Here is a 12,815-nt window from a genome sequence, read left to right as displayed (position 1 = left end):
TATTGCCTTGGGCACTTGGGCCGTTGCTGCTGGCCTGCGGCGAGGGAGAACCCCGCTCGCAAACCGAGCGCATGGTCGACCTCAGAACCGTTCGGAGCGGGCCCGATGTGCAGGCAGCCGAACTTAACGGCGCCATTGCCAAACAACCGCGCAACCCCGTGCTCTACGCCCGCCGCGCCAGCTTTCACTTGGCTGCGGGCAAAACCGATGCCGCCGTTCAGGACATCAATTACGCCATCGAACTCGACGATGCACCGGGCGAGTTTTACTTGATTAAGGCCCGCGCCTTGCGTACCAAAGGGCAATTGCAAGCGGCTGTGGCCGCCGCGGCCGATGCGCAAAAGCGCGGCTACAACCCGCCCGATTTGCACTTGCTGCTGGCCGAAGCCCACTTGGCCGCCCGCCGCTACGATACCTCGCTCGACTACCTCGACCGGGTGCTGCGCGAGCAACCCGACAATGCATCGGCGCTGTTTTACAAAGGGTTGGTGTACGCTGCATTGCGCGATACCGTGCAGGCCCTCGACTACCTACGCGCAAGCGCCGCCCGGGTACCTAGGCAACCCGAAGTGCTGCACCAATTGGCTTACCTGCTGAACGCCAACCGCCAACCGGCGCAGGCCGCTCCGTTGGTCGAGCGAGGCTTGCACGTTGACAGGCAATACGCGCCGTTGTGGTACGACCGCGGCCGGGTGTTCGACCTGACGGCTTTGCCCGACAGCGCGGCCCGGCAGTACGCCCGAGCAATCAGGCTCGATACGGCCCTATACCGCGCCGACTACCGCCTAGGTCTTTATTACTACAAGGCCAAGCAGCACGCCAAAGCCATACCGCATTTGCGCCGCGCCCGGCGGCGCAGCCAATACTTGCCCAACATTGGCCAAATGCTGGCCGAGAGCTACGAATGGGCAGGCCAGACGCAACAAGCCTGGGTGGCTTACCGGGAGTTGGTCAAGCAATTTCCTGGCGATAAGCACTACACCTTCAAAGTCTGGAAAGTGGGTCAGCGGTTGCCGCAGCCCGTGCTCGACTCTTTGAAGGAGGTATACGGCGCGCCCCCTTTGCCGCGCCGCGCGCCCGTAGCGCCCGCCCTCAGTTTTGATAGTTTGCCTTCGCGGGCGCCTGCCTTGCTCACTCCGCGGTAGCGCCCAAAGAGCGCCTGCAAAGCGCGTTTTGGTCGCAAACGTGTTTTCTGCCCGCGAAGCTGCTAACTTGCGGGCTACTGCTGTTATTGCACGTTTATGATCAACATCACGCTCCCCGACGGTTCCGTGCGCCAGTTCGAAGCTGGTGCGAGCGGCTACGATGTAGCCGCCAGCATCAGCGAAGGCCTGGCCCGCAACGCCTTGGCCGTGCGTGTCAACGGCGAAGTCCGTGACCTGCACCGCCCCATCAACGACTCTGCCACGCTTGAAATTCTCACGTGGAATGACGAAGCGGGGAAAAATACATTCTGGCACTCCTCAGCTCACTTGCTGGCCGAGGCGCTGGAGGCTTTGTACCCGGGCGTAAAATTCGGCATCGGACCGCCCATCGAAAACGGATTTTACTACGACGTGGACCTTGGCGAAGGCCGTAGTATCTCGCCCGATGACTACGCCAAAATCGAGCAGAAAATGCTCGAACTCGCCAAAAACAAAAGCCGTTACGAGCGCCGCGAGGTAAGCAAAGCCGATGCCATTGCCTACTTTCAGGAAAAAGGCGACCCGTATAAGCTCGACCTGCTTGAAGGCCTGGAAGACGGTAGCATTACTTTCTACCAGCAAGGCAATTTCACGGATTTGTGCCGTGGGCCGCACCTGCCCGATACTGCCAACATCAAAGCTGCGAAAGTCCTGAACGTAGCGGGCGCTTACTGGCGCGGCGACGAGAAGAACAAGCAGCTTACCCGCATCTATGCCATCACCTTTCCCAAAGACAAGGAACTGAAGGAGTACCTGCACAAGCTGGAGGAAGCGCGCAAGCGCGACCACCGCAAGCTGGGCAAGGAACTCGAGTTATTTGCTTTCTCGGAGCGGGTAGGAGCGGGTTTGCCCTTGTGGTTGCCCAAAGGCACGGCTCTGCGCGAGCGGTTGGAGCAATTTATGCGCCGGGCGCAAGTGAAAGCGGGTTATTTGCCCGTGGTTACCCCGCACATCGGTGCCAAGGAACTGTACGTTACCTCGGGCCACTACGAGAAGTACGGCGCCGATTCGTTTCAGCCGATCAAGACGCCGAACCCGGGCGAGGAGTTCTTCCTCAAGCCCATGAACTGCCCGCACCACTGCGAGATTTACAAAACCAAGCCGCGCTCGTACCGCGACTTGCCGCTGCGCCTGGCCGAGTTTGGCACGGTGTACCGCTACGAGCAATCGGGCGAGCTGCATGGCCTAACCCGCGTACGTGGCTTTACCCAAGACGACGCCCACATCTTCTGCCGTCAGGATCAAGTAAAAGAGGAGTTCATCAAGGTTATCGACTTGGTGCTCTACGTGTTCCGGGCGCTGGGCTTTGAAGATTACACGGCCCAGATTTCGCTCCGCGACCCGGCTAACAAGCAGAAATACATCGGTACCGACGAGAACTGGGCGGCTGCCGAATCAGCTATTCAGGAGGCAGCGCAAGAGCGCGGCTTGCGCACCGTTACCGAGCTCGGCGAGGCCGCGTTCTACGGTCCCAAGCTCGACTTCATGGTGCGCGATGCCCTAGGTCGCAAATGGCAGCTCGGCACGATTCAGGTAGACTACAACCTGCCCGAGCGTTTCGATCTGGAGTACGTGGCGCCTGATAATTCGCGCCAGCGCCCCGTCATGATTCACCGCGCGCCGTTTGGCTCGCTGGAGCGTTTCGTGGCCGTGCTGATTGAGCACTGCGCCGGCAACTTCCCGCTGTGGCTCGCGCCGGAGCAGTTCATCGTACTTCCGATTTCGGACAAATACCACGAGTACGCCCGCCGCGTGCAGGAGCAGCTGCAGCAGGCCGATTTGCGGGGCACCGTCGACGAGCGCGACGAGCGCATCGGCCGCAAAATCCGCGATGCGGAGATGCAAAAGGTACCGTACCTGTTGGTAGTGGGCGAGAAAGAAGCCGACAACGGCATCGTGTCGGTGCGCCGCCACGGCGAAGGCGACCTAGGCTCCATGCCGATCGAGGCGTTTGTGCGCAACTTTCAGGAGCAGGTAGAGGAATTGATGAACGGCCGCGGAACCGTAGCCGCGCACTAGCCGTTTGATACCCTGCAGGCAACCAAACCTGCGCAGCCCGTCGGAAACAGCGTTTCCGACGGGCTGAATTTTGTCGTTCCGGAAAATTGCCGGATATTCGCCCGCTCAAATAGTTGGCTCAGCTGCCACGCAGGCACTATCCAGTTGTTTGGCCGATCTCGTTTCACCTAAACAGATAATCGTATCAGAACCCCCAACCGCCGCCTCCCTCCGCGCCAAGTGGAGGAGCCGTTCAAAATCAATAACAAGATTACGGCCCGCGAAGTACGCCTGGTAGGCGAAAACGTGGAGCAGGGCATTTATTCCACCGACCAAGCCCGCCGAATCGCCGAGCAACAAGGTCTGGACCTCGTGGAGATTTCTCCTACGGCTGTTCCGCCTGTATGCCGCGTTATCGACTACTCGAAATTTAAGTACGAGCAGAAGAAGCGCACCCGCGAGATGAAGGCCAAGCAGACGAAGGTGGTGGTGAAGGAGATTCGTTTCGGACCCAACACCGACGACCACGACTTTGCCTTTAAGCTGAAGCACGCGCAAGAGTTTTTGCGCGAGGGTGCCAAAATCAAAGCGTACGTACACTTTGTGGGCCGCTCTATCGTCTTCAAAGAACGCGGCGAAATTTTGCTGCTTAAGTTTGCGCAGGCCCTTGAGGACCTAGCCAAAGTAGAGCAACTACCCAAGCTGGAGGGCAAACGCATGTTTCTGTACCTAGCCCCCAAAGTGGCCGCTGTTAAACCTGTTGCCACTGCTGCTAAGCCTGCAGCTCCCAAAGAGGGAGGCAAGGAAGCAAAAGCACCGGCTACCAACGAGGCTGCTGAATAACCTGAGCTACCCCGCGGCGTGAGCCGCTATTGACTTTCAGGCGAGCCGGCCCTAGGCAGCCGGCCGCCGTTGTTGTTTTACTTCTTAACTGTTTCACAATGCCGAAGATGAAAACTAAGTCCGGCGCCAAGAAGCGTTTCTCGCTGACCGGCACGGGCAAAGTAAAGCGTAAGCACGCGTACAAGTCGCACATTCTGACCAAGAAGAGCACCAAGCGCAAGCGCAACCTGACCCACGTGACCCTGGTAAGCTCGGCTGATATGTCGCGCGTAAAGGACATGCTGGTTCTCTAAGCGGCGGATTCGTCTCCCGCTGAAATCATTTTTTAACCCGGCGTCCGGTCATTAGCCAAGCCGCTTAACTAGTAAGCAGGCACCGGCCGCCAAAAACAAGTAGGTTATGCCAAGAAGCGTCAATAACGTGGCCTCGCGCCACCGTCGCAAAAAGGTAATGCGCCTGGCCAAAGGTTACTTCGGCCGTCGCAAGAATGTATGGACGGTAGCTAAAAACGCCGTTGAAAAAGGTCTGCTGTATGCGTACCGCGACCGTAAGGTTAAGAAGCGCGAATTCCGTGCCCTCTGGATCCAGCGTATCAACGCCGGCGCCCGTCAGTACGGTTTGTCGTACTCACAGTTCATGGGCGGCCTTAAGAAGGCCGGCATCGACCTGAACCGCAAAGTTCTGGCCGACCTCGCCCTGAACCACCCCGAGGCTTTCAAATCCATCATCGAGAAAGTAAAAGCGTAAGCTTTGCTTTTTCTGCCTAGCAACAACGCCCAGCTCCTGCAGCTGGGCGTTGTTCGTTTGGGGCTTTTTGGTCGCGGTGGTAGGGTGGAGAGGTGGCTTTGCTAGTAACGGCTGTGGGGTTTCGTCTCAGCGAAGCCGTGCCTCTTAGGCCTCGCTCCACAGGTCCTAAGTCACGGGCCTAGCTTGCCTGGGGTAGGGCACACGCCTAGATGGTAGTGGGTACCGCTCGTTCGGGCAGTATATAAGCACGACATAGCCGAAAACAAAAAACCGCCCTTCGTTGCCGAAGGGCGGTTTTGCATTGTAGCGGGGACGAGATTTGAACTCGTGGCCTCAGGGTTATGAATCCTGTGCTCTAACCAACTGAGCTACCCCGCCGTGGTTTAGTGGCGCAAAGGTAAACCGAAGATTTAACGCAGTGCAACCTTTGACGGAAAAAAACTACGTGTATCTTGCCGCCAGCCGTCAATGTGGCTGAAAGCCAGCGGCGATAATTTTTGTTGGTTTCTGCAATTATCTATGCCTCTCTCCGCCATTCGCTCTAAACACCGCTTCGTACAGGAGTACCCCATCAACGCGTCGCCCAAAATCCTTTACCCGTATCTGGCCTCGGCCTCGGGCCTGCGGCAGTGGTTTTGCCAGGACGTGATTATGCTTAACCAACACACGTTCGACTTCGTGTGGGACAACCAGCACCACTTGGCCGAGCTAACCTCGCAGCGCACCAACCGCTCGGTACGCTACGTATTCCTGACGCCCGACCGCGGCCACATGCCCGACGCGAACTACCTCGACTTTATGATCGAGTCGTCGGAGCTAACCCAGGAAATCTACCTGCGCATTGTGGACTACTCGGAAGAAACCGACGACATCGAACTGCAGGAAATGTGGGACAACCTCGTGCAGAACCTGCGCGAATTGGTAGGCGGATGAGCTAAAACTACATTACGATTGTTGGCAAACTCGGAGAGGAGCCGCCCCCAATCGGGCGGCACTTGCTCCTTTTTTGCTGGCCCGAAGGTTGCGGAGCTGGCACGGCATACCTTTGCCGCCGTTTGGGCGTTGGGTGCCTAAACGGCCTACTCTGGCGCATGAAGAAACTTGATAAGCTGATTTTGCGGGCCTTTATTGGGCCTTTCTTGCTCACGTTTGCGGTAGTGGAGTTTGTGTTCCTCACCCAAACCATGATGAAATATCTCGACGACCTCGTCGGGAAGGATTTGGGCACGGGCGTTATCCTGCAGCTGCTGATGTACTTCAGCGTGCTGATTGTGCCCATTTCGCTGCCATTGGCGGTGTTGCTCTCGTCGCTGATGACCTACGGCAACCTAGGGGAGCACCACGAACTAACGGCCATCAAAACCTCGGGCGTGTCGTTGGTGCGTATCCTGCGGCCCGTGATGCTTTTTAGCGCGCTGCTGGCGGGTTTTGCGTTTTGGTTTAACAACACCATTGTGCCCAAAGCGAACCTGAAAGCCTATAGCCTGCTGTGGGACGTGCGGCAACAAAAGCTCGCTTTGGATATTCGGGAGGGCGTTTTTTACAGCGGTATTCCGGGCTTCACCATCAAGGTAAACCGCAAAGGCGGCGAAAATGGGGAGAAGCTCTACGGCGTGATGATTTACGACCACAGCGGCAACACCGGCAATGTGGCCATGATGCTGGCCGACTCGGGGCGCATGGCCACCCGCTACAACGGGCAGTACCTAGGGCTGGAGCTTTTCCACGGGCGCAAGTACGTGGAGCAACCCACGGCCCGCGACCGTACCGGGGCCGGTTTCGTGCAGCAGCGCTTCGACCGCACCGACATCATTTTCTCGCTGGCCTCGTTCAGCCTCGACCGCACCAAGGAAGACCTGTTCAAGGAAAACAAGATCATGCTGACGATTCCGCAACTGCAGGGCTTCGTCGATTCGCTGCACCGGCAGCTGCACCGCGAGCGTAAGCAAGTGGCGGGGCAAGTCAATCCGTATTTTCTGTACGAACGCTTCGACACCACCGGCCAAGCCCTGGATAAGCGGTTGAAAAAACTGCAGCTCCCCACCAAACCACTGCCTGCGCTTACGGCGCACATGGTGCAAAACGCCGCCAACCGCGCCCGCAACACGCGTTCGTTTGTGGGCAGTTACGCCGAGCGCTTAGGCAGCACCGCCCGCGAGGCCGCCAACTACCGCATTGAGGTGTTTCGCAAGTACACCCAGTCGGTGGCTATTCTGGTGATGTTCCTGATTGGAGCGCCCCTAGGTGCCATCATCAAAAAAGGCGGACTGGGGGTGCCGGTCCTCGTCTCGATTCTGTTCTTTATCGTGTTTTACGTCGTGTCCATTATCGGCGAGAAATACGGGCGCGAATCGGTGATGCCCGTGGGCCTGGGCATGTGGATGGCCAATTGCGTATTGCTGCCGGCCGGCTTGTTCTTTTTGTACCAAGCCCGTCGCGACTCTAGCTTGTTCGAAGTGGATTTTTGGTACCGCTTGTCGCGCCGCCTGCCCCGTTGGTTTGGCAAGCGCACCGAGCCGGTGGCCGGCTGATCGGCCGCGGGGTTGGGCTGCTTCGGTTTTTTGTTTACCTTTGCGGCCACGCTAGGCTGTGTAGCCCGCGTTTTTCTTATTTCCACACATCTTAATCCAAGACGGGGCTTTCTCCCTATCTGCAGATGAAACTCACTACCGAAGCCAAGCAGGCTATCTTCGAACAGCACGGCGTTGCCAAGTCGAAAAACGACACCGGTTCGGCCGAATCGCAAATTGCGCTGTTCACCACCCGCATCAACCACCTGACGGAGCACCTCAAAGTCAACAAGAAAGACTTCTCGACCCGTCTGGGCCTGCTCAAGCTGGTAGGTAAGCGCCGTCGCCTTCTGAACTACCTCCAGAACCGCGAAATCAACCGCTACCGCGCCATCATCAAGGAGTTGGGCATCCGTAAGTAACCCACTCCAGGAAAGTAGGGAGCCCGCCGGCCGGGTTCCCTACTTTTTTTGCGCTGCCCGGCACACCTTGTTGGCCGGGCGCGTTCTTTTACAACAGAGCCGGAATTTCCAGACCTGCGCGCAGGTCTGGTTTCGCTGCCCCAAGCTGTCAATCATCAAAAGCTACCCTGAAGGAATGCCTCCTTACAACGCGGTTACCAAACACATCACGCTGCCGGATGGCCGGCAGATTTCTATCGAAACCGGCAAGCTGGCCAAATTCGCCGACGGTGCTGTCGTGGTTCGCCTCGGCGACGCCATGCTGCTCGCCACGGTGGTCTCGCAGCCCTCGCAGCGCGAAGGCGTTGACTTCCTGCCGCTGTCGGTGGACTACCAGGAGAAATTCGGCGGTGCCGGCAAAATCCCTGGTTCGTTCCAGCGCCGCGAAGGCCGCCTGTCGGATTACGAAGTGCTGGTATCGCGCCTCGTCGACCGAATTCTGCGCCCGATGTTCCCCAAGGACTATCACTACGAGGTGCAGGTGATGATTTCGTTGATTTCGGCCGATAAGGACGTACAGCCCGATGCGTTGGCCGCTTTGGCTGCCTCGGCTGCGCTATCGGTATCGGACATTCCCTTCGCCGGCCCCATCTCGGAGGTTCGCGTAGCTCGCATCGACGGCCAACTGCAAATCAACCCCAAGACTTCGGACATCGAGCGTGCCGACATCGACCTGATCGTGGGTGCTACCATCGACTCGGTGGCCATGGTAGAAGGCGAAATGGACGAAGTGAGCGAGGAAGAAATGGTTGAGGCCATTGCCTTCGCCCACGAGGCCATTAAAGAGCAAGTTCGGGTGCAGCAGGAGCTGAGCGCCGCCGTGGAGAAATCCCACGTGAAGCGCGAGTACCCCAAGTACGACGAAAACGACGAGCTGAAGCAGCGCATTACGGAGGCTGTTTACCAGAAAGCCTACGAAGTTGCCAAGTCGGGCAACACCAGCAAAGCCGGCCGCAAGGAAGGTTTTGGGGCCATCCGCAAGGCTTTGGTGGAAGAGCTGCAAGCCGAAAACCCCGAGCTGGACATGAAAATGTTCGGCCGCTACTACGGCTCGGCCGAGAAGAAGGCCATCCGCGACATGATGATCAAGGAGCGTACGCGCCTCGACGGTCGTCAGCTGACGGAAATTCGCCCGATCTGGAGCGAGGTAAACTACTTGCCCGGTGCGCACGGTTCGGCCCTGTTTACGCGCGGCGAAACCCAGTCGCTTACTTCGGTAGCCCTAGGTACCAAGCTCGACGAGCAGATTGTGGACTCGGCCATGGTGTCGGGTTACAACAAGTTTATGCTGCACTACAACTTCCCGGCCTTCTCGACCGGCGAAGTGAAGCCGAACCGCGGCCCCGGCCGCCGCGAGGTAGGCCACGGCAACCTGGCCATGCGCTCGATCAAGAAAGTGTTGCCTTCGGAAGAAGAAAACCCCTACACCATCCGCGTGGTGTCGGACATTCTGGAGTCGAACGGCTCGTCGTCGATGGCTACGGTTTGTGCCTCGTCGATGGCCTTGATGGACGCTGGCATTAAGCTGAAGGCCGCCGTTTCGGGCATTGCTATGGGCTTGGTTCAGGACAAGGAAACCGGCGAGTACGCGGTGCTGTCCGACATCCTGGGCGACGAAGACCACCTAGGCGACATGGACTTCAAAGTTACCGGTACCGAAAAGGGCATCGTGGCTTGCCAGATGGACATCAAAATCCAGGGCTTGTCGAACGAAATTCTCACCAAGGCGCTGCACCAAGCCCGCGAAGGCCGCCTGCACATCCTAGGTGAAATGGCCAAGACCATCAGCGCGCCGGCCGAAGACATGAAGCCGCATACCCCGCGTTCGACCAAGATTTTGGTTGACAAGGAGTACATCGGTGCCATCATCGGCCCGGGTGGCAAAGTGGTGCAGCAGATCCAGAAGGATACCAACGCGACCATCACCATTGAGGAGAAGGACGAGAAAGGCCACGTGTACATCTACACCTCGAACGCCAACGACATGGCCGCTGCGGTAAGCCGCATCCGCGGCATTGCCGCCACGCCCGAGGTTGGCGAAACCTACGACGGCACGGTGCGTTCGATCCAAGCGTACGGCGCGTTTGTGGAGTTTATGCCCGGCAAAGACGGCCTGCTCCACATTTCGGAAGTAAGCTACGACCGCCTGCCCTCGCTCGACGGCGTGCTGCAGGTAGGCCAGGAAGTAAAAGTGCAGTTGGTGGAGGTCGACAAGAAGACGGGCAAATTCCGCCTGTCGATGAAGAGCCTACTGCCCAAGCCGGAAGGCTATGTAGAGCCCAGCGAACGGCCGGAGCGCTCGGAGCGCCCCGATCGTGGACCGCGCCCCGACCGGGGGCCGCGTCCGGAGCGTGGTGAGCGGTCGGATCGTCCTCAGGGCAACCGTTAATACCACAAACTGCGTCAGTATCCCACGCAGACGAACTTTCGGTCGGATGGGCGCGTTAGCCCCATCTGACCGCGGTTCCGTCGGTTAACCCTGGAATAACCAACCTGCACCTTTTTACTTACTTCCGCGCCCGTCCCCAATGAGACAGTTAAAAATCAGCAAGCAGATTACCAACCGCGAAAGCCAATCGCTGGATAAGTACCTCCAGGAGATTGGTAAGGTAGATCTGCTCACTCCCGACGAGGAGGTAACGCTGGCACAGCGCATTAAGGAAGGCGACCAGCAGGCGCTGGAAAAGCTCACCAAGGCCAACCTCCGCTTCGTGGTGTCGGTGGCCAAGCAATACCAGAACCAAGGCCTATCGTTGGGCGACCTGATCAACGAAGGCAACCTGGGCCTTATCAAAGCTGCGAAGCGCTTCGACGAAACCCGCGGTTTCAAATTCATTTCGTACGCTGTTTGGTGGATCCGTCAGTCCATCCTGCAGGCTTTGGCCGAACAGTCGCGTATTGTTCGTTTGCCCTTGAACCGGGTAGGTTCGCTGAACAAAATCAGCAAGTCGTTCTCGGAGCTTGAGCAGAAGTTCGAGCGTGAGCCGTCGCCCGAAGAAATTGCCGAAGTATTAGAGCTGACTACCTCGGAAGTGGTAGACACGCTCAAAATTTCGGGTCGTCACGTGTCGGTGGATGCGCCGTTTGTGCAAGGTGAGGAAAATCGCTTGCTCGACGTACTCGAAAACGAAGACGAAGAAACGCCCGACAGCGGTCTGATGACCGACTCGTTGCGCAAGGAAGTGCAACGCGCCCTGAGCACGCTCACCAAGCGCGAAGCCGACGTAATTACGCTGTACTTTGGCCTGAACGGTGAACACTCGCTGACTTTGGAAGAAATCGGCGAGAAGTTTAACCTGACCCGCGAGCGGGTACGCCAGATCAAGGAAAAGGCCATTCGCCGCCTGCGCCACACCTCGCGTTCGAAAGCGTTGAAGCCTTACCTGGGCTAAGCCCTAGGTGCCACATTAATTCTGAAAACCCCGGCCCTGTGGTCGGGGTTTTTGTTTCTTATTCTGTGCCCGACAGTCATTTTAGCACCCTAGGTGAGCTAAGCCAGTACGGAGCGGAACAGCTGGCCTCCAGCGTAACACTGCCGAGGAGCTTGCTTCAGTCAATGGCTTTATTGGCTACGTTGGCGCTCGGCTGCCTCCAGCTTGGGCGAGGACATTGCCTACGCGAGTACTAGGCAAAGCGGGCCGCCGACCGCTAGAGGTTGGTGTTCCGGCCTTTGTGGGGCGCCCTAGGTCTTGACAGCCGGTGCATGCTTGGCAGCAAGTGTACGTGTAATGGCCAACAATATAAAGCCAGGCTTACGGTGACAAAGATGTGTGCTTAACTGTTGAATACGCATGCAGCAGGAAAGCGCAGCATCGCCTTCAGCTTGTTCGTTCGGCACGGCCGCTTGCCCACGCGCTTAAGCGCACCAGGGCAGGCGCCAGTTAGCAGCCGACGCTTACGCGTGGGTCCGGTGAACCCGACGAGCTTCTGTCGGCATATAACACTACTTTTGCCTCCTGATATAATTGGAACCACTCGAAATGAGCGAGGATAATACCCAAACCGAACACGCTAAGCTGTTGATTATAGGCTCGGGCCCGGCAGGCTACACGGCTGCTATTTACGCGGCCCGCGCCAACCTGAGCCCCTTAATGTACCAAGGCCTGCAGCCCGGCGGGCAGCTCACCATTACCAACGACGTGGAGAACTTCCCCGGCTACCCCGACGGGGTAATGGGCCCGCAGATGATGGAAGACCTCAAGAAGCAGGCCGAGCGTTTCGGTACCGATATTCGGTACGGCATTGCCACGGCCGTTGATTTCTCGGGCCACCCGCACCGCGTTACCATCGACGAAAAGCACACCATTACGGCCGATGCCGTGATTATTGCTACCGGCGCTTCGGCCAAATGGCTGGGGTTGGAGTCGGAGGCGCGCCTAAACGGTTCGGGCGTGTCGGCCTGCGCCGTCTGCGACGGGTTCTTCTACCGCGGCAAGGACGTGGCCATTGTAGGTGCTGGCGACACGGCCGCCGAGGAAGCTACTTACCTGGCCAACCTGTGCAACAAAGTGTACATGCTGGTGCGGAAAGGGGAGATGCGCGCTTCCAAGATTATGCAGAAGCGTGTGTTGGATAATCCCAAAATCGAGGTGCTCTTCAACACCGCTACCGACGAGATTTTGGGCCAACATGCCGTGGAAGCGGTGCGCGTCAAAAACGTGCTGACCCACGAAACCCGCGAGCTGCCGATTGAAGGGTTCTTTGTGGCCATTGGCCATGAGCCCAACTCGTCTATCTTCCGCGAGTACCTGCACCACGACGAGCAGGGCTACCTGAAAACCATTCCGGGCACCAGCAAAACCAACGTCGACGGCGTATTTGCCTGCGGCGACGTGCAGGACTTTGTGTACCGGCAGGCCGTGACGGCAGCCGGTACCGGCTGCATGGCTGCCCTCGATGCCGAGCGGTACCTGGCCGCCCTGGGCGTACACTAAAATTGTACTTCGGCCGTTTGTTCGGGCCGCCTTGCCTGTAGGCAGGGCGGCCCTTTTGTTGAGGCTTGTGTACCTTTGCAAACCCTTAGGGCTGCGCTACCGAGCGTGGCCCCTGGGGCTCCACCCAGTTTACATTGC

Annotated in this window: 10 protein-coding genes, 1 tRNA gene and 1 pseudogene; 11 read left to right on the top strand and 1 reads right to left on the bottom strand. The window is 58.2% G+C overall.

What is annotated here, in order from left to right; genetic code table 11:
- The first annotated feature begins 71 nt into the window (after nt 1-71).
- From D3Y59_RS04625 to rplT, 5 genes and pseudogenes are all read left to right on the top strand, one after another.
- A complete protein-coding gene (locus D3Y59_RS04625) occupies nt 72-1,145 on the top strand; it encodes a tetratricopeptide repeat protein (RefSeq protein WP_162910543.1) in 1,074 nt (357 codons plus the stop codon).
- A gap of 96 nt (nt 1,146-1,241) precedes the next feature.
- Nucleotides 1,242-3,203: a threonine--tRNA ligase gene (gene thrS / locus D3Y59_RS04620; protein WP_119443985.1), complete on the top strand. Its 1,962-nt coding sequence runs from the start codon at nt 1,242-1,244 to the stop codon at nt 3,201-3,203.
- Nucleotides 3,204-3,386: 183 nt separating this feature from the next.
- Nucleotides 3,387-3,938, top strand: a pseudogene (infC, locus tag D3Y59_RS04615) (translation initiation factor IF-3); the annotation flags it as partial.
- Nucleotides 3,939-4,123: 185 nt separating this feature from the next.
- The gene (gene rpmI, locus D3Y59_RS04610) at nt 4,124-4,318 is read left to right on the top strand and encodes a 50S ribosomal protein L35 (protein ID WP_119443983.1); all 195 of its coding nucleotides are present in this window, start codon (nt 4,124-4,126) and stop codon (nt 4,316-4,318) included.
- A gap of 106 nt (nt 4,319-4,424) precedes the next feature.
- Nucleotides 4,425-4,772, top strand: coding sequence for a 50S ribosomal protein L20 (gene rplT / locus D3Y59_RS04605; RefSeq protein ID WP_059071382.1), 348 nt, complete (start codon nt 4,425-4,427; stop codon nt 4,770-4,772).
- A gap of 304 nt (nt 4,773-5,076) precedes the next feature.
- Here rplT and D3Y59_RS04600 read toward each other — a convergent pair.
- Nucleotides 5,077-5,150 (bottom strand) — tRNA-Met (locus D3Y59_RS04600).
- A 141-nt stretch (nt 5,151-5,291) separates the two neighbouring features.
- On the opposite strand from D3Y59_RS04600, the gene D3Y59_RS04595 reads away from it, so the two are divergent.
- The 6 genes from D3Y59_RS04595 to trxB all read left to right on the top strand — a co-directional run bounded on the left by D3Y59_RS04595 (nt 5,292) and on the right by trxB (nt 12,677).
- A complete protein-coding gene (locus D3Y59_RS04595; protein WP_119446323.1) occupies nt 5,292-5,705 on the top strand; it encodes an START-like domain-containing protein in 414 nt (137 codons plus the stop codon).
- A gap of 158 nt (nt 5,706-5,863) precedes the next feature.
- The gene (locus D3Y59_RS04590; RefSeq protein ID WP_119446322.1) at nt 5,864-7,303 is read left to right on the top strand and encodes an LptF/LptG family permease; all 1,440 of its coding nucleotides are present in this window, start codon (nt 5,864-5,866) and stop codon (nt 7,301-7,303) included.
- Between the two features lie 125 nt (nt 7,304-7,428).
- A complete protein-coding gene (gene rpsO, locus D3Y59_RS04585) occupies nt 7,429-7,704 on the top strand; it encodes a 30S ribosomal protein S15 (RefSeq protein ID WP_119443982.1) in 276 nt (91 codons plus the stop codon).
- 175 nt (nt 7,705-7,879) lie between these two features.
- Complete coding sequence (gene pnp / locus D3Y59_RS04580) at nt 7,880-10,132, top strand: polyribonucleotide nucleotidyltransferase (protein WP_119443981.1); 2,253 nt, start codon at nt 7,880-7,882, stop codon at nt 10,130-10,132.
- A 139-nt stretch (nt 10,133-10,271) separates the two neighbouring features.
- Nucleotides 10,272-11,135, top strand: a complete 864-nt coding sequence (locus D3Y59_RS04575) for a sigma-70 family RNA polymerase sigma factor (RefSeq protein WP_059071387.1) — start codon at nt 10,272-10,274, stop codon at nt 11,133-11,135.
- 588 nt (nt 11,136-11,723) lie between these two features.
- Nucleotides 11,724-12,677 carry a thioredoxin-disulfide reductase gene (gene trxB / locus D3Y59_RS04570; protein ID WP_119443980.1) on the top strand — a complete coding sequence of 318 codons (954 nt, stop codon included), beginning with the start codon at nt 11,724-11,726 and terminating at the stop codon, nt 12,675-12,677.
- The last annotated feature ends 138 nt before the right edge of the window (nt 12,678-12,815 follow it).

This window comes from Hymenobacter oligotrophus (assembly GCF_003574965.1).
Taxonomy (GTDB): Bacteria; Bacteroidota; Bacteroidia; order Cytophagales; family Hymenobacteraceae; genus Solirubrum; species Solirubrum oligotrophum.
Note: the sequence above shows the minus strand (reverse complement) of the source record. Positions and strands in the feature narration are given on the sequence as shown.